The following is a 20,807-nucleotide window of genomic DNA, read 5'->3' as shown; positions in this document are numbered from 1 at the left end:
GATGCCAATTAAACGGAATAACCCAAAACCCCGCTTAGCGGATAGCGTTGAATATGCTGGCTTAGTTTACTTATCAGGACAGGTCCCTACTGATTTAATCGGAGATATTACAACGCAAACTCAAGACGTATTAAATAAAATTGATGCATTGCTTGCAGCCAGTAACAGTGACAAAACACGTATTTTATCTGCACAGGTGTGGATTAAAGATATGAAACGCGATTTTGCTGACTTCAATACTGTTTGGGAAGCATGGATGCCCGCTGAATTTAGCCCTGCTCGCGCTGCCGTTGAAGCTAATATGGCACGAGAACAAGTTCTCGTTGAAGTGATGGTCACTGCTGCCCAACGTTAATTATTACTCATTCGCTATCGCATTCAAAAGGTTAGATTTATTCTTTTGAATGCTTATCTTACTCCTCTTTTCATCTTTTTCGTCCAATTTTCATCTCAATCACTCTTTTTATTACCCTTCTAATAAAAAAAATACGCCTTTATCTAGCATTCCTACTACTATTATCTATATACGTTATTTAAATAATTATCTGAAAATTAAAACAAAACCAATAATTATTGGTTGTTTTTATATCAAGATGGAGAGATTACATGACCCAAACCGTGATTGAGCATGTTTTATCCCGATTACAGGATTTAGGCATCAATGACATTTTTGGCGTTGCAGGTGATTATGCTTTCCCAATTAATGACGCTGTTTGCGCTAATCCAAACTTACGTTGGGTAGGAAACTGCAACGAGCTTAATGCGGCCTATGCCGCAGATGGTTATGCGCGTTTAAAGGGGGTTGCCGCCCTCGCCAGCACGTTCGCAGTCGGAGAACTTAGCGCCTTAAATGGCATTGCTGGTGCGTATGCAGAGAGATTACCAATTTTTCATTTAGTGGGCATGCCATCTAGCCATATTCAAAAAAATCAACGCATTATGCATCACACTTTAGGTGATGGTGACTTTGACGTATTTTACAAAGCGGCTCAATCTTTCGCTTGTGCTCACGCAATACTCACGCCTGAAAATTGTGTTAGCGAAATGAATCGCTTAATTACCCACGCCCTATCACAAAGACGCCCTGTCTATATTGGTATTCCCGCTGATTATGCCGTTCAACGTATTACCATATCGAAAGCAAAACCATTGGTGCTACCGACCAGCCGACCTGATACATTGAAAAAAGTCATTAGCTTAATTGCCCATAAACTTCAAAATAGCGAATCAGCTTGTGCATTAATTGGTTCCCTCATTTCGCGGTTTGATTTAGTCAAAGAAACCGAAGCTATCATCAAATCAACTCATCTACCCTATGCCACCATGTTTATGGATAAAGGCGTCTTAAATGAGACAGACCCTCAATATATGGGAATGTATTCCGGACATTTAATGAATTTAGCAGTCGCTGATTTTATTGAAAACTGTGACTGCATTTTAAATATTGGTGCAGCAATGAGTGATGTAAATACAGGATGCTTCAGCGCCAATATTCTCCCTGACAATCTGATTCAAATTATGGACGATCACGTGGTGATTGATTCTATTGTTTATACTCAAGTTTATATTTATGAGCTTTTGAATGAACTCAAAGATATTTTGACATTTATTCCCAGCACATCAATAAAAGCACATGGTTTAGGAAACCCCATCCCCAACAATGAAGGCAAAATAACGAGTAGTTATTTATATCCACGATTTGAAAAATTTATAAAGCAAAATGACATTGTGTTTGCAGATACCGGTACATTCTCAATGGGATTAGGCTTTGCACTTCTTCCTAAAGAGGTTTCATTTCAAACCCAATCCTTATGGGGCTCTATTGGTTGGGCGACACCTGCCGCATTAGGCGCAGCCCTTGCAGCCCCCCATCGTCGAGTCATTCTCGCGACCGGAGAAGGCTCACACCAATTAACGGCTCAAGAAATTAGCCAATTTGCACGTTGGGGACTTAAGCCGCTGATCTTTGTTCTCAATAATGATGGTTACCTTATTGAACGTCTTTTCTGCCATCAGCCTGAAGCTTATTATAACGACGTACATCCATGGAATTATGCGCAACTCCCTGCGACCCTTGGATGCAAAAATTGGTATTGCCAAACAGTGACAACCTGTGAAGAGCTCGATCGCGTTCTTAATACACTCGAAAGAATAGACACTGCCGCCTATATAGAAATTATGACTGACAAGTATGAAGCATCAGAATTACTTAAAAAAATGGGGGAAATCATTCGCACGGGAATACCAAAGGCTCACACCGCTTAAATATCGCTACTCGCCGCCATCACTTGGTGGCTTATCATTATTGATACTTACCGTTTGTTTCGTCGAATCCACCAAATACCCACGATGACTAACACAGCAATAACCAACCAAGAAAAGTGAGGATGGAATGGAAGTGACAATACAAGTGAGCTCACAAAGTACCCAATAGAAACAATCAGGCATCCCCAAATTGCACCGCCAAAAATATTTAACACAAAAAATCTCAGCGGATTCACTTTGCTAGCACCAATAATAATGGGGCCGATGGTTCTCATGCCATAAGCAAATCGAATTCCAATAATAATCCAATTTTCATGACGCTGTATCAATTGCTGCACCCGCACGATTTTATGTTGATGCTTTTGAAATTTAGGTAAAACTTTCGCTCCCGCATAGCGCCCAACGAAAAAAAGTACGTTATCGCTAAACACACCGCCCAGAGCAGCAAATAACATCGTCAAAGGATAAGAAAGTAATTGATTATGGGCAGCAACCCCTGATAAAAAGGCAGCCGTTTCACCTTCAAGCATTGCACCAAGAAATACAGCCCAATAACCATATTCCATTAACCAATGAGTTAAAACTTCAGACATAAAATGAGGAGCCTTTCCAAACCAATCAATAAGCGATATCTCTGGCTAAAATCTTAGCACAAATAAATATGAAATTTGAGGTCTCTGCGAGTTGATTCAATATGATGGAAAACTGCTGGTTAGGATAGAGATACATAAAAAAACTGCACTTAACGCTGACTTAAGTGCAGGGGATCACAACGCATAAAATATAAATATAGACTATTTATTATATAAGCTAGCATTGATTGAGATATCGTTGCCTTCACCTTCAGTATTAACTGACGTTATGATGAAATACTTTGCTCCAGCTTCATCTGCTTTTTGTGACACCGCATTCACATAATCCGTTGTTGTCGCTGCATTCATGACAATATTAATGTTACCCACTAATTTCATTTCCATAGATTGAACATAATTAATTTCAGTTGCACTCATCGCAAATGGACTTAAAAACATCAAGCTAACCAGTGCTACTTTTAATTTATTCATCAAATTCACCTTTATTTAAATAAATGACTATTAATTAACACTTCCACTTTTAGAAAATCCAATATTGATAATCATCAAAAGAAGCGTTATTTATCTATTAGTAAAAAATGATATCTATCTATTAAAATAAAGAATGCCATGAAGAAGATCAAATTTAATATCATGCTGAATTGAACAAATATTGCTTTTATTTGTGCAATGTTAATTTTTTAAAACTAGAGCTAAAAATAGCAACAAATACAAGCTTATCCCTAGCATCAGAATGAATATAACGATGCTACAGATTTACCGAGTTTTTTAGCCAAATCGGAAGCCGCATAGCGGTCCATCACAATCTCAATATACGCAGCTGAGTCTGTTATTTCAGCCTGTTTAATGGCGGCATCTAGCTCGTCGCAAGTCGTTACTGTTTGGCAAAACCAATCATCACAGCCTAATGCAGCAGGAAGTTGCGCATAATTCCACTGAGGTAAATCGTTATAATAGGCCTCCGGCTCTTTACATAATAACCGCTCAATAAGGTAGCCATCATTATTCAACACAAGCACAATCGGCTTTAAACCAAAGCGCGCAAATTGGCTAATTTCTTGTGCTGTTAACTGATGAGAGCCTTCCCCCGTCACTAAAATCACACGTGTGTTTGGCGCCGCAATCGCAGCACCAAAAGCCGCTGGTGTTGCCCAACCAATAGAGCCCCATAATGTTTGATTATGAAATTGGGCATCTTTAGGTAATAGCGCAAAACCAAGCCCCATGGAAGCCGTGCCGGTCTCCGCAACAATAATATCCTGCGCTTTAAACATCTGCTCTAAACGAGGATACAAATATTGTGCTGTAATTTGTCCATTAGCCTCTTTTCTTGGCTCGCCTAATCCTTGCGCCTTAATACCTTTATGCTGTAATGAAGGCGCTAATATTTGCAGTTTTTCTAACACCTCTTTCATGACGACATTCGGATAAATAGCTGAACCCACTTTCACATGATCCGCTAAAATATTAATACGCTGTTCAGGGGAGATCGATGCCGTAAAACTTCCCGAATTAAAATCAGTCAATACTGCACCAATACCTAAAATACAGTCGCAACTCTCCACGAACTCCCCAACTTGCGCATTCATTAACTTGCCGTTATATATCCCCATGTAAGTCGGGTTAGATTCACTAACAATCCCCTTATCCATAAACATGGTGGCATAAGGTAGTCCCGTCTTATCAATAATTGCCTGCACATTATCCGAACACCCTAAACGAGCAGAGAGGATCCCCGGAATAATACACGCTTTTTGACTGACACTCAGTTTATCCAAAATCGCATTCACCGCCGCCTTTAAGGATTGGTCATCACTTTTTAGCGGAATACGCTTTTCATGCTGACTTTTAGTCATAACCGGCATTACCGCATAATCGGATGGGAACCCCATATAGACTGGTCGACGTTCTTTTAGTGCCGCTGCAATTAATCGTTCTGTTTCATCAATGCAATTTTCTGGCGTTAAGATCCCATGAGCACAACTTAAGTGCTGACTCATTTTATAGAACACATCAAAATCACCATCCCCCAATGTATGGTGAACAAGACGATGGCTTTTTTGTACACCACTGGCTGGCATACCAACCAAATGGAAGACGGGTAGATGCTCCGCATACGAACCCGCTAAGCCATTCAAAGCACTAAGTTCCCCCACCCCAAAAGTTGTTGAAAGTGCAGCGATTCCTTTAATTCTTGCATAGCCATCTGCGGCATAAGCCGCATTTAACTCATTACAATTTCCTATCCAACGCAACGTTTTATTTTCACAGACCGCATCTTCGATAGGGAAAGCATAATCACCCGCGACACCAAAGACCTCGTTAATACCCAGCATATGCAGGCGATCAAGAACATATTCGATAACTGTTTTCATTGTTTCATTCCCAACAATAATGATGGCTGATTATTCAACTTTGTATTATTACTAGCTCGAATATTGCATTAACGGAAATTATTTATAATCATCATCGCTATAACAAAATATCATAGAGGTTAGGATGGAGATTCGAGGATTACGCTATTTTGTTGAAGTTGTTCAGCAAAACAACTTTAGTCGTGCAGCAGATAAATTGTGCGTCACTCAACCCGCTATCAGCCGTAGTATTCAAAAGTTAGAACAAGAGCTCGAATACACGTTGTTAATCCGAGAAACTGACGGGGTAAAAATGACAGATGAAGGCGAGATTTTATTCAACCATGCACGGCAAATACTGGAGCAGTTTGACAGGATGAACGATGCATTAAAAAACAGGTCAGATCCCCTCTCTGGGGTGTTAAAAGTTGGCTTACCCCCTGTTATCGCTTCAACCTACTTTGCCGACATCATCATGGAATTTAGCCAAAAATTCCCACAAGTTGAATTACAAATCATTGAATTAAGCTCTAACCACATGATGGATGCTATGCTCAGAGGAGATGTTGAAACCGCAGCGATCATGTCTCCATTTGATGAACAACAATTTAATTTATACCGATTCGCAACTGACCGTTTAATGCTACTCGTTAATGATAAGCATCCATTAGCCTCTAAAAATATCGTTAAATTTGCAGAAATTCTGAATGAGCCATTTATCTTTTTCCAAGATAGCTATCGCATCAATGAATTGGTGACGAGTGCTTGTGGTATTCATGGTAAAAAACCGATGATTGCTGGGCGTAGCGGGCATTTAGACCTTGTTATGGCGATGGTACGGGCTGGGGTCGGGGTTACATTACTTCCTGAAAGTATGTGGCAAAAAAATCACATTGATGGGCTGTCCATTATTCCCGTTACGGAGCCAGTGTTGGCTTATGAGCTTGCCTTATCTACCTTAAAAGGTGCGCATCCTAGCCGTAGAGCAAATGCATGGATAGCGTTAGCATTAAAAATGTTGAATGTTAAATCTTAGAGATTTAACCATTTCATTTCTTTTTCAAACTTTTGACCATTTTTTCGTTCCCATTAGTACAAGTTTTACCTTAACTGGGCTACTATGATGGGCGCAAATGCACCTTTCGACTCTTCGCGCGTCCACTATAACAACAAGATAAAATGACGTTGGCACCGAAAGTCAGAAGCCCATAAATACATTCAATATTCAACAAGTTAAAAACATGACAGAAAACCAAAGTTTCGAATCTCATACGCCGATGATGCAACAGTACTTAAAACTCAAAGCGCAACATCCCGATATTTTACTGTTTTATCGTATGGGAGATTTCTACGAACTCTTCTTTGATGATGCTAAAAAAGCGTCTCAATTATTGGATATTTCTCTTACCAAACGCGGTCAATCTGCGGGGCAGCCAATTCCAATGGCGGGTGTCCCTCACCATGCAGCAGAAAACTACTTAGCTCGATTGGTGCAAATGGGGGAATCTGTCGCAATTTGTGAACAAATTGGCGATCCTGCCACCAGCAAAGGTCCTGTAGAGCGCCAAGTCGTGCGGATCGTAACCCCTGGCACCATCACTGACGAAGCGTTATTGAATGAACGCCAAGACAACTTATTAGCGGCAGTTTGGCAAGAATCCCAAGGTTATGGTTTCGCCACCTTAGATATCGCATCAGGTCGTTTTATTATCAGCGAAATCGATGATGATGAGTCATTAAAAGCTGAGCTTCAGCGTACTCGTCCTGCGGAATTACTCTATCCTGAAGACTTTGCCAGCATGTCCTTGATTGAATTGAATAAAGGATTACGCCGTCGACCGCTTTGGGAATATGAATTAGACACGGCAAAACAGCAATTAAACCTGCAATTTGGCACCAAAGATTTGGTCGGATTCGGCGTTGAAAATGCCCATAAAGCTTTACGTGCAGCGGGTTGCTTACTGCAATATGTTAAAGATACTCAACGAACAGCACTCCCGCACATTCGTAGCATTATTATGGAAAAACAACAAGATAATGTTATTTTAGATGCAGCAACACGCCGAAACTTAGAGTTAACTCAAAACCTTGCAGGTGGAACAGAAAACACACTCGCCGCCATTTTGGATAAATGTGTGACACCAATGGGCAGCCGTATGCTAAAACGCTGGCTTCATACCCCACTGCGTAATCTCACCGTGTTAACCAACCGCCAGCAAGCCATTGGTGCCTTGCAACAATATGGCATTGAGCTGCAACCATTCTTACGTCAAATTGGTGATCTGGAACGAGTCCTTGCTCGACTCGCTTTACGTTCCGCTCGCCCTCGTGACTTAACACGTATGCGCCATGCGTTCCAGCAATATCAGGATATTCACCAAATTCTGGCACAATCAGACTGTGGTTACCTGAATACGTTAACCCAACGGATTGGTCGATTCGATGAGTTACAAGACCTGCTAGAAAAGGCGATTGTCGACGCTCCTCCAGTATTAGTCCGTGATGGTGGTGTTATTGCGACTGGCTATAACAGTGAACTCGATGAATGGCGAGCATTAGCTGATGGCGCAACAGATTATCTTGACCGCTTAGAGATTCGTGAACGTGAAAAACTGGGTATCGATACCCTAAAAGTGGGCTATAACGCAGTACATGGTTACTACATTCAAGTGAGTCGTGGGCAAAGCCATCTCACCCCAATTCATTATGTACGCCGCCAAACATTGAAAAATGCAGAACGCTATATTATCCCTGAATTGAAAGAGTATGAAGATAAGGTTCTAACATCAAAAGGCAAAGCACTGGCTATCGAAAAAGCCCTGTATGATGAACTGTTTGATAGACTACTGCCTCATTTAGCCGCATTACAAACCAGTGCAGAAGCTCTGGCTGAACTGGACGTTCTCTCCACTTTGGCTGAACGAGCGGACACTCTGGGCTATGCCTGCCCTCAATTGACGGACAAACCCGGTATTCAGATTACTGAAGGTCGACATCCTGTTGTTGAACAAGTACTTAGTGAGCCATTTATTTCTAACCCGCTATCCCTTTCTCCACAGCGCCGCTTGCTGATCATTACAGGCCCCAATATGGGCGGTAAAAGCACCTACATGCGCCAAACTGCGTTGATCACTTTGCTGGCTTACATTGGTAGTTTTGTTCCTGCGAGTAAAGCGGTGATTGGTCCGGTTGACCGTATTTTTACGCGTGTGGGCGCCTCTGATGACCTTGCTTCTGGACGTTCAACCTTTATGGTAGAAATGACAGAAACAGCGAATATTTTACATAATGCGACTGAACACAGTTTAGTTCTGATGGATGAAATTGGTCGAGGTACCTCAACCTATGATGGGCTTTCATTAGCGTGGGCTTGTGCAGAAAATTTAGTCAACCGTATCAAGGCAATGACCCTGTTTGCCACCCACTATTTTGAATTAACTACCCTGCCGGAAAAACTGGAAGGTGCGGTTAATATTCACCTCGATGCCATGGAGCACGGTGATACCATTGCCTTCATGCATAATGTCCAAGATGGCGCAGCAAGCAAAAGTTATGGCTTAGCCGTTGCTTCTCTAGCAGGTGTACCGAAAGAAGTGATTAAACGCGCTAAGCAAAAACTCAAAGAGTTAGAAGTTATCTCCAATAATGCCAATGCCAGCCATGTAGATAGCGCTCAGCTAAGCTTCTTAGGTGCAGTAGAAGAAGAACCGTCTCCCGTATTAGCCGCTTTAGAAGACATTGACCCCGATAAACTCACCCCACGCCAAGCCCTTGACTGGTTATATCGTTTAAAGGAAATGGATAACTAACATGGATGAGTACGCTGAATTATTAGCGCCAATTAAGCAATTTTTACAGTGTGAAACGCCTGATGAATGGATCTACAAAGCGAGTCAGCCTGAAAATTTGCCCATTATTTTGAAGGACCATTTATTGTGTGAATTAAAAGCCGCGCAAAGCGCCATGTTTTTAATTCGCAAATATGCCGTTGATAAAGAAAGCGCAGCTATCCTTTTAGAATGGTTCAAACCCTATGAAGCCTTCGCCTATGATCGGATTGGTGATGTGCATACATTGAAAAACAAGAATCAAATTTCTAAACAAATTTTAGCCAAAAAGCAGTCACCTTATAGCCAAGATCTCATTGATAAAATGGTGTTGTTAATCAAAGAAGAGCTGCACCATTTCTATCAAGTATTGGAAATACTGCATCAACGGGGTATTACGTATGATGGGATCACCGCAGGGCGCTATGCTAAAGGATTATTTAGTCATTTAGATCCACATGACCCAAAAACGCTGGTCGATAAATTAATTATTGGTGCTTATATTGAAGCACGATCCTGTGAACGGTTTGCTAAGTTAGCCCCTCATTTGGATGAGCAACTTGCCAATTTTTATACGTCACTTTTACGCTCAGAAGCACGTCATTACCAAGACTATCTGCAACTCGCTCAATCAATTAGCAAAACAGATATTACCGAGCGTGTACGTTTTTACGGGGAAGTTGAGGCGCAGTTGATTTCAACACCAGATGACGATTTTAAATTCCACAGCGGTATACCGATTAATTCCGCCGGCTAAAAAGAAAAGCCCCCTGTTATCAATGACAACAGGGGCTTTGAGTTCAAACACAGCAGATTACATATTGAATAACGCTTCCAGCGTTAAATCTTCACCTTGCAAAATATCTTTAAGACGTCTTAAACCTTCAACCTGAATTTGACGAACTCTTTCACGAGTGAGCCCAATTTCGCGCCCAACCTCTTCCAGAGTTTCCGCTTCATAACCCAATAAACCAAAACGACGTGCTAATACTTCGCGCTGCTTCGGATTTAATTCATATAACCACTTAACGATATTTTCTTTTAAGTTGTTATCTTGGATTGTGTTTTCAGGTCCCGACTCATTATCGTCAGATAGGACTTCCAACAATGACTTCTCTGAATCCCCTGCAATCGGTGTATCAACGGACGTGATACGTTCATTTAAACGTAGCATTCGGCTGACATCTTCTACAGGCTTGTCTAATCGCTCAGCAATTTCTTCAGGGCTTGGCTCATGATCTAGCTTTTGGGCAAGTTCACGGGCAGTACGAAGATAAATATTGAGCTCTTTGACAATATGAATAGGAAGGCGGATTGTTCGAGTTTGGTTCATGATGGCACGTTCAATCGTTTGACGGATCCACCATGTCGCATACGTTGAAAAACGAAAGCCCTTTTCAGGGTCAAACTTTTCAACGGCACGAATCAACCCGAGATTTCCTTCTTCGATCAGATCGAGTAAGGCTAATCCTCGGTTATTATAACGGCGAGATATTTTTACCACTAAACGCAGGTTGCTTTCTATCATACGCTGACGCGACGCCACATCCCCCCGAAGGGCTCTGCGAGCATAGAAAACCTCTTCCTCTGCTGTGAGGAGTGGAGAGAATCCAATTTCACTGAGATAAATTTGGGTTGCGTCCAAAACGCGTTGACTCGCGCTTTGGAGTAAATCCGTTTCTTCATCCAGTTCTGAAGCTAGATCCTCTTCTTTAAATTGACTCTCATCAAATGCTTCATCCATCGCATTTTCATCGAGGTCATTATACAACTCGTTAACTTTCAGCGAACTTTGGCTCATCAGTGACTCCGACCCTAGATAATGAGGACGGAATGCGAATACACCCCGCCCAGTTTATCGCTGCGGTAAATAACGCAGCGGGTTTACTGATTTTCCCTTGTAACGAATTTCAAAATGCAAACGAACAGAACTTGTTCCGGTGCTACCCATTGTGGCTATTTTCTGACCCTCAGCAACATCCTGTTGGTCACGCACAAGTAACGTATCGTTATGTGCATAGGCACTTAAGTAGTCATCGTTATGTTTTATTATTATGAGATTTCCATATCCACGCAGTGCATTGCCAGCATATACGACTTTACCCGGAGCAGCGGCAATAACAGATTGACCACGAGAACCGGCAATATCGACACCTTTGTTCCCGCCTTGAGCATCAGAGAAGCCTTCAATCATCTTCCCATCTGCTGGCCAACGCCATTTAATTGACGAATTATTTGTGCTACTTCCGGTTGTGGCTGTTGCAGTCGTAGTGGTTGGGCTTGCTGTTGTCGTAGAAACCGTAGAGGTTGGTTTCTTGTTATTCGGCAACATCTTACCTGAATTCTGCCCGCTACTATTTTCAGGATACCCATTAGTTGGTTGAAGATCAACCGGACGCTGTTGACTATTTGATGCTAATTGTGTGCTCGAGCTCACATTTGCATTACCAATGTTTATCACCTGACCTACATTTAGGCTGTATGGTTCCGGAATGTTATTTTTCGATGCTAACTCACGGAAATCATTACCAGTTATATAGGCGATATAGAACAGAGTATCTCCACGCTGAACGGTATAGTTATTACCGTTATAGCTTCCCTTCGGAATTTGACCGTAGTCTCGGTTGTAAACAATCCGGCCATCACTACTTGTTGATACAGGTCTAGACGCACTATTACCCATCGAACTATTCGACGATAAATTAGGTCTATCTGAAGGCATCGCCGTACTCATTCCCGTGTTAGTCGGTGGGTTCGGCACAGTTCTTGACGCCGTTTGTTGGCTAGAACCTCCATCATTCACACTCGAAATCGGTGCTGCTGGATGATAAGGCGTTGAGCATCCTGCTAATAAAGCACCGCTAAATGAAAAGATAACCGCCCATCGAATTCTGTTTATTGGGCTAACAATTTTCATATTTCTTCTCCCGTGAAGAAAAGTCTGACCTGATACTAAAGGGTTAGAATGCAATGTATGCTTATTGAATATTAGTATCTTAAAATATTTCGCTTATTAAAGCAGAAATATAAAATAATGGACAAGTTAAATGTATCAAAAGTATAACAAATTGAGATTATCACTTAACAGTTTGAGCAAAATACCCTATGAGTAAAAGATAACCCAAAAGGTAATTAGCTCAAGTCACCGGCAACCAGAGGAACAAAACGGACTTTCTCAATCACGTTCGTATGATAGTCATTACCACGACGGGTAATCAATTTCAGAGCCTGATCTTTGTCACCAACAGGCAGGACTAATCGTCCCCCATCTTTTAACTGTTTCAGTAACAACGACGGTATTTCGCTAGGTGCAGCTGTCACAATGATCCCATCAAAAGGACCTTTAGATTGCCAACCTTCCCAGCCATCACCGTGGCGAGTTGAAATATTGTGTAAATCTAATAATTTAAAACGACGCTTCGCCGTCCATTGTAAGCTTTTGACTCTTTCGACTGAATAAACATGCTCACAAAGATGCGCCAGTACCGCAGTTTGATACCCAGACCCTGTCCCAATCTCCAAAACATGATCTGTGGGTTTGACCGCTAATAATGCGGTCATTTTTGCGACAATATACGGCTGTGAAATCGTCTGCCCATGACCAATCGGTAATGGGATATTATCGTAGGCTTTATGAGATAGCGCTTCGTCAACGAACCGTTCGCGAGGAACAAGCGCGAGCGCGTCTAATAGGCGCTCATCGTGAATTCCCTGTTGGCGCAACTGTGCCAGCAGTTCTTTCATGAGCCCAATTTTCATTTTGCCTTCACTCCTGACTTATCTAGCCACTCTTCTAACACTGCCTGCGTTTTATAAGAGGTTAAATCCACTTGCAGAGGCGTAATCGAAACATAGCCATTTTGTACTGCTTCAAAATCTGTGCCCGGTCCTGCATCGCGAATCTCGCCTACCGGACCTAGCCAATACAGCATATTCCCGCGAGGATCTTCAATATTATAGACCTTAGATGCCGCATGGCGGCTACCACAACGGGTCACTTTGATCCCTTTTAACTCTTCGTAAGGAATATCTGGCACATTGATATTTAAGATATTTCCCGCACGTAATGGATTTTTTTGCAACATAATGAGGATATCGCAAGTTACCTTAGCGGCCGTGTCATAATGCACTTCGCCATCAAGTGAAACGGCAATAGAAGGTAATCCCAAATGGCGTCCTTCTGTTGCTGCCGCGACAGTACCTGAATAGATAACATCATCCCCAAGGTTTGGACCACAGTTAATGCCCGACACCACAATATCAGGACGAGGGCGAACCACTTTATTCACCCCAATATACACACAATCGGTTGGTGTTCCTTCTTGAACAGCCAGGTCACCATTACTTAATGTTTGAATTTTTAATGGCTTATCTAAAGTTAGTGCGTTTGAAGCCCCACTTCGATTACGATCGGGTGCAATCACTTGTACATGATAATGTTGGCGTAACGCCGCTGCCAGAGTTTGTATCCCCGGCGCTGTTACCCCATCATCGTTACTCAATAATATATTCAGCATCAACACAATCCTGATTGATAATTTCTCGTACAACACTGGTCGCAAAACTGCCTGAATTCAGGAAAAAATCCAGTTTCACGGTTGACGAGTCTAACCATTGCCATTGCAAATTTTGCGGCTTAACAAGCACAGCGCGTCTTGCTGGAGAAACTCGCTCATTTTTCATTAGCGCCATAAATGGCTGATAATCTTGTTCTAAGCAATGTATTTCAAAAGCCAGTGCGTCCTCTTGGGTACCTAAATCGCCATCACCAGGAAGCGGCGCTGTCACACTTAATTCTGAAGACTGTAAGCGAGCTTGCAGTGAATCCAACTCTTCTGCGGTCGCGACAAACCAGCTTCCTCTCCCAGTGAGTTGCAAAGCATCTCCCAACATCGCGTACTGCGCCGTATTATTCGCAATTCTCGCACTTGCGATATCATTAAACATAGCACTTCGTGCAGCAGAGAGATAAAAACTACGCTTATTTCGTTCACGAACTGTGATTTCTTGGTTTGCCCAACGACGTGCTTGGACAAGATTTTGTCCATCACGACCAAAACGTTGTTCACCAAAATAGTTAGGAACACCCAGTTTAGCCACTTTTTGTAGGCGTTGCTCCACATCATCTGCGTTCGTGATATCACGCAACGTGATTTCAAATTGGTTACCTTTGAGAGAACCAATCCGTAATTTACGCTTTTGGCGCGTGACGGCAAGAACACGACAGCCTTCAAGCTGCCAAGCAGAAAAATCAGGGGTATCTTTACCTGGCATTTGTAAACAGAACCATTGTTCCGTGACCGCGTGTCTATCTTTTAGCCCAGCATAACTCACTGCCCGTGCTGAAATTTTAGCAAACTTTGCCAGTTGTTCCGCAACAAATAATGTATTGCAGCCTGTTTTTTCGACGCGAACCATAACGTGTTCGCCTTCCCCATCAAGCTCAAAACCTAAATCTTCTTTCACCACGAAATCTTCAGGAATACTTTTTAACGTCCCCGAAGAGAGGGGTTTACCATGCAGGTACTGAACATTCATAACTTTCATTACTATTATCTTTGATAAGTAAAGCCACAGCGGCGCAAGCAATCCCTTCTTTACGACCCACAAAACCCAATTGCTCTGTGGTGGTCGCTTTCACATTGACATCATCCATATGGCATTCGAGATCTTCGGCAATATTCACACGCATTTGTGGAATATGTGGCAGCATTTTCGGCGCTTGTGCCATGATAGTGACATCAATATTGCCAATCAAATACCCTTTTTTACGGACTTGGCAGAATGCTTCTCTGAGTAAAACACGGCTATCCGCCCCTTTATAGGCAAGATCGGTATCAGGGAATAATTTACCAATATCCCCAAGTGCTGCTGCGCCTAAAATAGCATCTGTCAGTGCATGCAAAACAACATCACCATCGGAATGTGCGATAAGGCCTTGCTCGTAGGGAATGCGAACACCACCGATCACGATGGGACCTTCACCGCCAAACTTATGCACATCAAAACCGTGTCCGATTCTCATTTTTTTTCCTTATGATTTCATTCTTGAAAGATAAAATTCTGCCAATGCCAGATCTTCTGGTCTCGTCACCTTAAGGTTATCAGCACGTCCTGATACTAATATCGGTTGATAACCACAATGTTCCAGTGCGGAAGCCTCATCGGTGATAACAGCGTTCTCTTTCAATGCCTTATCTAAACAGTTACGTAATAATTCTAATGGGAAAAACTGCGGAGTCAGGGCATGCCAAAGAGCTTCTCGCTCAACGGTATGAGATATATTTTGTGTACCCGCAGTCCCGCGTTTCATCGTATCCCGAACGGGAGCAGCCAATATGCCGCCGCAACAATCATTTTTGGTCACTAACTGAATAATTGTATTTAAATCATCCAAATGCAAGCATGGGCGTGCTGCATCATGCACTAAAACCCAAGCATTATCATACTCAGGTTGTTTAATAAGATAGTTGAGTCCTGACAAGACAGAGTCCGCGCGTTCTTTTCCCCCAATAACTGTTACGACACGAGGATCTTTGGCGATATCAAGGTGTTGAAAATAATCATCTTCAGCACTTAATGCGACCACTATCAGCTGTACGTCAGGGCTACGTAACAAAGCATCAATGGTGTGTTCAATAATCGTTTTACCCGCGACCGACAAATATTGCTTTGGGCAATCCGCGTTCATGCGGCTTCCGATTCCCGCAGCGGGGATAAGCGCAACAATCGGTGCTGCGCTTGATGTTATTGGATTTATCATGATTCGAGTCTTACATCAGAAATTATCAGGCTATTGGGTGTAATATACCCTAAATGATGGTTATTGAGATGACGGCGAATTATTACGCTCTTTGACCATTCGATAGAATGACTCACCAGGCTTTAACATGCCAAGTTCGCTACGTGCCCGTTCTTCAATTGCATCTTGACCATCATTCAAGTCATTAATTTCTGCAAATAGCTGTTCATTGCGCTGTTTTAAGCGCGAATTCACAATTTCCTGCGCAGCAACATCATCTTTGACCTTTACATAGTCATGGATGCCATTTTTGCCTAACCATAAGGAATATTGTAACCAAGCTAATATCGCAATTAATAGTAGCGTTAATTTACCCATCTTGCCCCCTGAAATGATTTGCTAATCATCCCATAACTGAGCGCGTGACGCTACTGTGATGCAAATATTGTCTAAAAAGTCAGAATTTTTCGCGCTAGAAGAGATTAAATATCATCCAATTCCCTATAAATGTAGAAAAGGATGATATTTAAGTAAAATCAATTTGCTATAGAAATGGTCTTTTTTTGCTGAAGCAGTTGAATAATCTGCATTAAAGAATCATCAATAGAACGCGTTCCATCAAGGTGCAGCTCTGGATTTTCAGGAGGCTGATAAGGTGCGTCGATCCCAGTAAAATGGGCAATTTTTCCCGCACGAGCTTGCCGATATAACCCTTTTGGGTCACGCTCTTCACAAATCTCGATTGGTGTATCAACATACAACTCATAAAACTGGTCAGGCTCAAATAACGCCCGAACTCGCTGTCTATCTTCTTGGTACGGTGAAATAAATGCCGTTGCAACTATCAATCCAGCATCGACCATCAGCTTGGCCACTTCGCCAATACGCCGAATATTTTCCTGCCTATCTGGTTCGTTAAACCCTAAATCGCCACATAACCCATGGCGTATATTATCCCCATCCAACAGATAGGTTTGCATACCCAAAGCCGCGAGCTGAGCTTCAACCGCCCCCGCTAATGTGGATTTCCCTGAACCCGATAACCCTGTAAACCACAATACCGCGCCTTTATGTCCATTACGTTGTTCGCGCCACTGCCGAGTCACCGTGTGTTGGTGCCAAACAATATTTTCTTGTGAACTCATGGTACTACTTCCCACCTAACACATCGCGAGCACCCCAATGAGGGAAATGACGGCGAATCAATTGATTAAGCTCGATTTCAAATTGGCTAAATTCACTGCTATGGATGGCGTCTTCAGACTGAGCTTCTCGAACCAACCCAGCGCCAACCGTTACGTTAGTTAACCTATCAATCAAAATCATGCCGCCGGTATCGCCATTACTTTGATAATTTTCCAGTAACAATGGCTCATCGAATGAAAATTCAACTAAACCGATACCGTTTAATGGAAGTTCCGTCGCCACTTTCTGAGTCAAGTTATTCACATCCACTTGATACTGGATATTCTCTACTTTGCCTCGGCTACGCTTACCTGCAATTTTGATATCCACTTGCTGCCCTTGTACTAGGGGCTGTTCTGACATCCACACAACATCGATTAACGCATGCTGACTGGCAAGTAAGTGTTCATTTTCAGCGACAATCAAATCACCGCGGCTAATATCAATTTCATCACTGAGAACTAAGGTAATCGCTTCTCCAGCAATTGCAGAAGACTGATTACCAGCAAACGTCACAATCTCTTTGATGGTGGAAGTCGTGCCAGATGGCAGCACTTTAATCGGCTGTCCCACCTGTATAATTCCCGATGACAATGTGCCGCTGTACCCACGAAAATCCAAATTTGGACGATTCACATATTGCACAGGAAAGCGTAATGGCTGTTCCGCTGCGGTCTGAGTGACTTGCACATTTTCCAATAGCGACAATAATGTTTCGCCGTGATACCACGGTAAATTATCACTTGGCGATACAATATTATCCCCATCCAGTGCAGAAATAGGCACAAACCAAACGTTGAGATCAACGGGCAATTGTTCAGCAAATTGCTGGTAATCACGCTGAATTTTTTCAAATACAGACTGACTATAACCCACCAAATCCATCTTATTCACAGCAACGATCAAATGGCGGATCCCTAGTAGCGTACTAATAAAACTGTGACGCCGAGTTTGCTCTTGTATCCCTTTTCGAGCATCGATCAGCAGAATAGATAACGAGCAGGTTGACGCACCTGTCGCCATATTGCGAGTGTATTGCTCGTGTCCAGGGGTATCTGCGATGATAAACTTGCGTTTTTCCGTTGAAAAATAACGATATGCCACATCAATGGTGATCCCCTGTTCACGCTCGGCGGCTAATCCATCCACCAGCAACGCCAGATCCAACTTTTCGCCTTGCGTCCCTATTCGCTTACTGTCCGTTTGTAAAACAGACAGCTGATCTTGATAAATTTGTTGAGTGTCATGCAATAAGCGACCAATCAAGGTGCTTTTGCCATCATCCACATTTCCACAGGTTAAAAAGCGTAATAATCCCTTATGCTGCTGAGCGAGTAAGTAAGCCTCCACGCCCCCTTGTTGTTGGATTTGATGCGCAATTGCGTCGTTGTAAGCCAGTTCAGCCATGATATTGTTCCTTACCGATTGATTAAAAATAGCCTTGGCGCTTTTTCTGCTCCATAGAGGCGGATTGGTCACTATCAATCAAGCGCCCTTGACGCTCACTGGTGGTGGATAGCAACATCTCTTCGATTATTTCCGGTAACGTACTGGCATTCGATGGCACAGCCCCAGTCAGTGGCCAGCATCCTAATGTTCGAAAACGGATTTTTTTCTTGGTGATAACTTCACCCGCTTTTAGCTGGATTCGCCCATCATCGACCATGATCAATGTTCCATCACGCTCAATCACAGGCCGCTCATCAGCAAAATAGAGAGGAACAATATCGATATTTTCCAAGTAGATATATTGCCAAATATCTAACTCGGTCCAATTAGATAATGGAAAAACGCGGATACTTTCGCCTTTATTAATTTGGCCATTATAGTTATGCCATAGCTCAGGGCGTTGATTCTTCGGGTCCCAACGGTGAGAGCGATCACGAAATGAATAAATGCGCTCTTTCGCACGTGATTTCTCTTCATCCCGCCTTGCGCCACCGAAAGCGGCATCAAAGCCATACTTATCTAGCGCTTGTTTTAAGCCTTCCGTTTTCATGATATCAGTATGTTTTGCACTGCCATGCACAAATGGGTTAATGCCTAATCTTTCCCCTTCAGGGTTACGGTGGATGAGTAATTCAAAACCGTACTTTTGCGCAGTTTCATCACGAAACTGGTACATTTCACGAAATTTCCACCCCGTATCAACGTGCAGTAACGGAAATGGGATCGTACCGGGATAAAACGCTTTACGCGCTAAATGCAGCATCACGGAAGAGTCTTTTCCTATCGAATAGAGCATTACTGGATTTGCAAATTCAGCAGCAACTTCACGAATAATATGAATACTTTCCGCTTCTAATTGCTGTAAGTGGGTTAATTTTTTTTCGTTCATGATTCACTCCTCGCTTAAGCCAATTCCAGCACCGCTGAACGCCATTGAATGGTTTCGGGTTGCTGACCAAACCATGCCAGCTGTTGATGTAATGCCGCCACTTCGCCAATGACGATTAATGCAGGTGCGGGGGCTTGTTGAGCCAATGACTCCAATTCATGTAATGCGCCAGTCACCACTTTTTGATCCTGACGGGTTCCGCAACCGATCACCGCTACAGGCGTATTTCGGTGACGTCCATGCTGGATAAGCTGCTGGCGAATATTGTCAGCCGTCACGGTCCCCATATAGATAGCCAGCGTTTGGTGACCACGCGCTAGCGCTTGCCAATCCAGCTCTGCACCACCTTGTCGGCAATGACCTGTAATAAACGTGATACTCTGAGCGTGATCTCGGTGAGTCAGTGGAATTCCGGCATACGCGGTTGCACCAATCGCCGCAGTGATCCCTGGAACCACTTGGAAAGGAATTTTAGCCTCAGCAGCGACTTGTAGCTCTTCGCCTCCGCGACCAAAAATAAACGGGTCACCGCCTTTTAAGCGCACGACTTTTTTACCTTGCTGAGCATATTTGACGATCAATTGATTGGTTTCTTCTTGAGTTACGCTGTGGTTGCCCGCCCGTTTTCCGACACAAATTTTGTCTGCATCGCGACGTACAAGGTCAAGAATTTCCGCGCTCACTAGATGGTCATATAGCACCACATCAGCATTTTGCAGTACCCTCAAACCTTTGAGTGTTAACAGTCCTGCATCACCAGGTCCAGCCCCCACCAAGATGAGCTCCCCTTGGTTATCTGGCTCAGTCAATTGTTGTTCAAGTTGTTTTTCTGCATCATCCAATTGCCCGCTTTCTACCAAAGATGCAAAACGCCCGCTAAAACTGCGCTCCCAAAAACGCTTACGCTCACTTAATTTGGTTAAACGCTGCTTAACACGCTCACGCCAACGTCCTGCAATCTCTGCCATCTTGCCAAGTGATGGCGGGAGCATGGCTTCCAGTTTTTCACGCAACAATTTCGCTAAGACCGGTGCAGTACCTCCCGATGAAATAGCAACAATGACAGGAGAACGGTCAATAATGGATGGCACAATAAATGAACATAGTGGCTGTTCGTCCACCACATTAACAAAAATGTGGTGCTGCTGCGCATCATGAAAAACTTTCTCATTGAGAGCGTGATCGTCCGTTGCAGCTATCACTAAATAAGCACCATCAAGATGCTGAGTCTGGTAAGACGCTTGTACCCATAACAATTGATTTTGTTGATAAGCCTCATACAAGCTTTCACATAGCTCTGGAGAAATGACCACCAGCGATGCATGAGCTTTAAGTAATAACTCGGCTTTTCGTGCCGCCACGACCCCGCCACCAATCAGTACCACTTGACGACCGCGCAAACTCACAAATAAAGGTAAGTAATCCATATATCACTTCCATCCAACATTTTAATTATAAGAGCAATGAAATTGACTATATGGTGTGAATTCGTGACTTTGAAAT

General features: G+C 42.9%; 20 protein-coding genes. 5 read left to right on the top strand and 15 right to left on the bottom strand.

The genetic code is table 11. From position 1 onward, the window contains the following. Position 1 precedes the first annotated feature (1 nt). Together PR795_RS07015 and PR795_RS07010 are read left to right on the top strand one after the other, a co-directional pair. Positions 2-355 carry a RidA family protein gene (locus PR795_RS07015; protein ID WP_181480177.1) on the top strand — a complete coding sequence of 118 codons (354 nt, stop codon included), beginning with the start codon at positions 2-4 and terminating at the stop codon, positions 353-355. Positions 356-606: 251 nt separating this feature from the next. Continuing rightward, a complete protein-coding gene (locus tag PR795_RS07010; protein WP_272516757.1) occupies positions 607-2,265 on the top strand; it encodes an alpha-keto acid decarboxylase family protein in 1,659 nt (552 codons plus the stop codon). A 47-nt stretch (positions 2,266-2,312) separates the two neighbouring features. Here PR795_RS07010 and PR795_RS07005 read toward each other — a convergent pair whose 3' ends face one another. From PR795_RS07005 to PR795_RS06995, 3 genes are all read right to left on the bottom strand, one after another. Then, complete coding sequence (locus PR795_RS07005; protein WP_272516756.1) at positions 2,313-2,858, bottom strand: DedA family protein; 546 nt, start codon at positions 2,856-2,858, stop codon at positions 2,313-2,315. A gap of 201 nt (positions 2,859-3,059) precedes the next feature. Further along, on the bottom strand, positions 3,060-3,329 hold the full coding sequence (locus PR795_RS07000; protein WP_036961522.1) for a DUF1471 domain-containing protein: 270 nt from the start codon (positions 3,327-3,329) through the stop codon (positions 3,060-3,062). Between the two features lie 257 nt (positions 3,330-3,586). Beyond that, positions 3,587-5,233 (bottom strand): alpha-keto acid decarboxylase family protein, encoded by a 1,647-nt coding sequence (locus PR795_RS06995; RefSeq protein ID WP_181480180.1) that lies wholly within the window; start codon positions 5,231-5,233, stop codon positions 3,587-3,589. Positions 5,234-5,357: 124 nt separating this feature from the next. On the opposite strand from PR795_RS06995, the gene PR795_RS06990 reads away from it, so the two are divergent. The 3 genes from PR795_RS06990 (at position 5,358) to miaE (ending at position 9,796) form a co-directional block, all read left to right on the top strand. Further along, positions 5,358-6,248, top strand: a complete 891-nt coding sequence (locus PR795_RS06990; RefSeq protein ID WP_006659372.1) for a LysR family transcriptional regulator — start codon at positions 5,358-5,360, stop codon at positions 6,246-6,248. A 205-nt stretch (positions 6,249-6,453) separates the two neighbouring features. Beyond that, a complete protein-coding gene (mutS, locus tag PR795_RS06985; RefSeq protein ID WP_036961517.1) occupies positions 6,454-9,021 on the top strand; it encodes a DNA mismatch repair protein MutS in 2,568 nt (855 codons plus the stop codon). Position 9,022: 1 nt separating this feature from the next. Beyond that, a complete protein-coding gene (gene miaE / locus PR795_RS06980) occupies positions 9,023-9,796 on the top strand; it encodes a tRNA isopentenyl-2-thiomethyl-A-37 hydroxylase MiaE (protein WP_006661021.1) in 774 nt (257 codons plus the stop codon). 57 nt (positions 9,797-9,853) lie between these two features. Here the strand turns inward: miaE and rpoS are convergent, their stop codons facing one another. The 12 genes from rpoS to cysG all read right to left on the bottom strand — a co-directional run bounded on the left by rpoS (position 9,854) and on the right by cysG (position 20,731). Further along, the gene (gene rpoS / locus PR795_RS06975) at positions 9,854-10,840 is read right to left on the bottom strand and encodes an RNA polymerase sigma factor RpoS (RefSeq protein ID WP_006659375.1); all 987 of its coding nucleotides are present in this window, start codon (positions 10,838-10,840) and stop codon (positions 9,854-9,856) included. A gap of 54 nt (positions 10,841-10,894) precedes the next feature. Continuing rightward, positions 10,895-11,956, bottom strand: a complete 1,062-nt coding sequence (nlpD, locus tag PR795_RS06970; RefSeq protein ID WP_036961513.1) for a murein hydrolase activator NlpD — start codon at positions 11,954-11,956, stop codon at positions 10,895-10,897. A gap of 215 nt (positions 11,957-12,171) precedes the next feature. Continuing rightward, positions 12,172-12,798 carry a protein-L-isoaspartate(D-aspartate) O-methyltransferase gene (locus PR795_RS06965; RefSeq protein ID WP_006659377.1) on the bottom strand — a complete coding sequence of 209 codons (627 nt, stop codon included), beginning with the start codon at positions 12,796-12,798 and terminating at the stop codon, positions 12,172-12,174. Continuing rightward, on the bottom strand, positions 12,795-13,556 hold the full coding sequence (gene surE / locus PR795_RS06960; RefSeq protein ID WP_006659378.1) for a 5'/3'-nucleotidase SurE: 762 nt from the start codon (positions 13,554-13,556) through the stop codon (positions 12,795-12,797). Before surE ends, PR795_RS06965 begins: the two co-directional genes overlap by 4 nt. After that, entirely contained in the window at positions 13,534-14,586 is a 1,053-nt protein-coding gene (gene truD / locus PR795_RS06955) for a tRNA pseudouridine(13) synthase TruD (RefSeq protein WP_006659379.1), read from the bottom strand. Before truD ends, surE begins: the two co-directional genes overlap by 23 nt. Then, a complete protein-coding gene (gene ispF, locus PR795_RS06950; protein WP_181480187.1) occupies positions 14,552-15,064 on the bottom strand; it encodes a 2-C-methyl-D-erythritol 2,4-cyclodiphosphate synthase in 513 nt (170 codons plus the stop codon). The genes truD and ispF overlap by 35 nt, the downstream gene beginning before the upstream one ends. 9 nt (positions 15,065-15,073) lie before the next feature. Further along, positions 15,074-15,802 carry a 2-C-methyl-D-erythritol 4-phosphate cytidylyltransferase gene (ispD, locus tag PR795_RS06945; RefSeq protein ID WP_006659381.1) on the bottom strand — a complete coding sequence of 243 codons (729 nt, stop codon included), beginning with the start codon at positions 15,800-15,802 and terminating at the stop codon, positions 15,074-15,076. A gap of 60 nt (positions 15,803-15,862) precedes the next feature. Next, positions 15,863-16,159 (bottom strand): cell division protein FtsB, encoded by a 297-nt coding sequence (gene ftsB / locus PR795_RS06940; protein WP_006659382.1) that lies wholly within the window; start codon positions 16,157-16,159, stop codon positions 15,863-15,865. A gap of 158 nt (positions 16,160-16,317) precedes the next feature. Further along, positions 16,318-16,926 (bottom strand): adenylyl-sulfate kinase, encoded by a 609-nt coding sequence (gene cysC, locus PR795_RS06935; protein WP_006659383.1) that lies wholly within the window; start codon positions 16,924-16,926, stop codon positions 16,318-16,320. A gap of 4 nt (positions 16,927-16,930) precedes the next feature. Continuing rightward, entirely contained in the window at positions 16,931-18,373 is a 1,443-nt protein-coding gene (gene cysN, locus PR795_RS06930; RefSeq protein WP_006661016.1) for a sulfate adenylyltransferase subunit CysN, read from the bottom strand. 22 nt (positions 18,374-18,395) lie between these two features. After that, the gene (gene cysD / locus PR795_RS06925) at positions 18,396-19,304 is read right to left on the bottom strand and encodes a sulfate adenylyltransferase subunit CysD (protein ID WP_181480188.1); all 909 of its coding nucleotides are present in this window, start codon (positions 19,302-19,304) and stop codon (positions 18,396-18,398) included. Positions 19,305-19,318: 14 nt separating this feature from the next. Next, positions 19,319-20,731, bottom strand: coding sequence for a siroheme synthase CysG (cysG, locus tag PR795_RS06920; protein WP_036975301.1), 1,413 nt, complete (start codon positions 20,729-20,731; stop codon positions 19,319-19,321). Positions 20,732-20,807: the final 76 nt, after the last annotated feature.

Origin of the sequence: Providencia sp. PROV209, from assembly GCF_028479485.1 — a bacterium.
GTDB classification, from domain to species: domain Bacteria; phylum Pseudomonadota; class Gammaproteobacteria; order Enterobacterales; family Enterobacteriaceae; genus Providencia; species Providencia alcalifaciens.
This window is presented reverse-complemented; position numbering and strand designations above follow the sequence as displayed.

Excerpts from the sequence above, each read along its gene's own strand:
- PR795_RS07015 (WP_181480177.1), top strand. The coding sequence starts at position 2 with ATGCCAATTAAACGGAATAACCCAAAACCCCGCTTAGCGGATAGCGTT.
- PR795_RS07010 (WP_272516757.1), top strand. The coding sequence starts at position 607 with ATGACCCAAACCGTGATTGAGCATGTTTTATCCCGATTACAGGATTTA.
- PR795_RS07005 (WP_272516756.1), bottom strand. The coding sequence starts at position 2,858 with ATGTCTGAAGTTTTAACTCATTGGTTAATGGAATATGGTTATTGGGCT.
- PR795_RS07000 (WP_036961522.1), bottom strand. The coding sequence starts at position 3,329 with ATGAATAAATTAAAAGTAGCACTGGTTAGCTTGATGTTTTTAAGTCCA.
- PR795_RS06995 (WP_181480180.1), bottom strand. The coding sequence starts at position 5,233 with ATGAAAACAGTTATCGAATATGTTCTTGATCGCCTGCATATGCTGGGT.
- PR795_RS06990 (WP_006659372.1), top strand. The coding sequence starts at position 5,358 with ATGGAGATTCGAGGATTACGCTATTTTGTTGAAGTTGTTCAGCAAAAC.
- mutS (WP_036961517.1), top strand. The coding sequence starts at position 6,454 with ATGACAGAAAACCAAAGTTTCGAATCTCATACGCCGATGATGCAACAG.
- miaE (WP_006661021.1), top strand. The coding sequence starts at position 9,023 with ATGGATGAGTACGCTGAATTATTAGCGCCAATTAAGCAATTTTTACAG.
- rpoS (WP_006659375.1), bottom strand. The coding sequence starts at position 10,840 with ATGAGCCAAAGTTCGCTGAAAGTTAACGAGTTGTATAATGACCTCGAT.
- nlpD (WP_036961513.1), bottom strand. The coding sequence starts at position 11,956 with ATGAAAATTGTTAGCCCAATAAACAGAATTCGATGGGCGGTTATCTTT.
- PR795_RS06965 (WP_006659377.1), bottom strand. The coding sequence starts at position 12,798 with ATGAAAATTGGGCTCATGAAAGAACTGCTGGCACAGTTGCGCCAACAG.
- surE (WP_006659378.1), bottom strand. The coding sequence starts at position 13,556 with ATGCTGAATATATTATTGAGTAACGATGATGGGGTAACAGCGCCGGGG.
- truD (WP_006659379.1), bottom strand. The coding sequence starts at position 14,586 with ATGAAAGTTATGAATGTTCAGTACCTGCATGGTAAACCCCTCTCTTCG.
- ispF (WP_181480187.1), bottom strand. The coding sequence starts at position 15,064 with ATGAGAATCGGACACGGTTTTGATGTGCATAAGTTTGGCGGTGAAGGT.
- ispD (WP_006659381.1), bottom strand. The coding sequence starts at position 15,802 with ATGATAAATCCAATAACATCAAGCGCAGCACCGATTGTTGCGCTTATC.
- ftsB (WP_006659382.1), bottom strand. The coding sequence starts at position 16,159 with ATGGGTAAATTAACGCTACTATTAATTGCGATATTAGCTTGGTTACAA.
- cysC (WP_006659383.1), bottom strand. The coding sequence starts at position 16,926 with ATGAGTTCACAAGAAAATATTGTTTGGCACCAACACACGGTGACTCGG.
- cysN (WP_006661016.1), bottom strand. The coding sequence starts at position 18,373 with ATGGCTGAACTGGCTTACAACGACGCAATTGCGCATCAAATCCAACAA.
- cysD (WP_181480188.1), bottom strand. The coding sequence starts at position 19,304 with ATGAACGAAAAAAAATTAACCCACTTACAGCAATTAGAAGCGGAAAGT.
- cysG (WP_036975301.1), bottom strand. The coding sequence starts at position 20,731 with ATGGATTACTTACCTTTATTTGTGAGTTTGCGCGGTCGTCAAGTGGTA.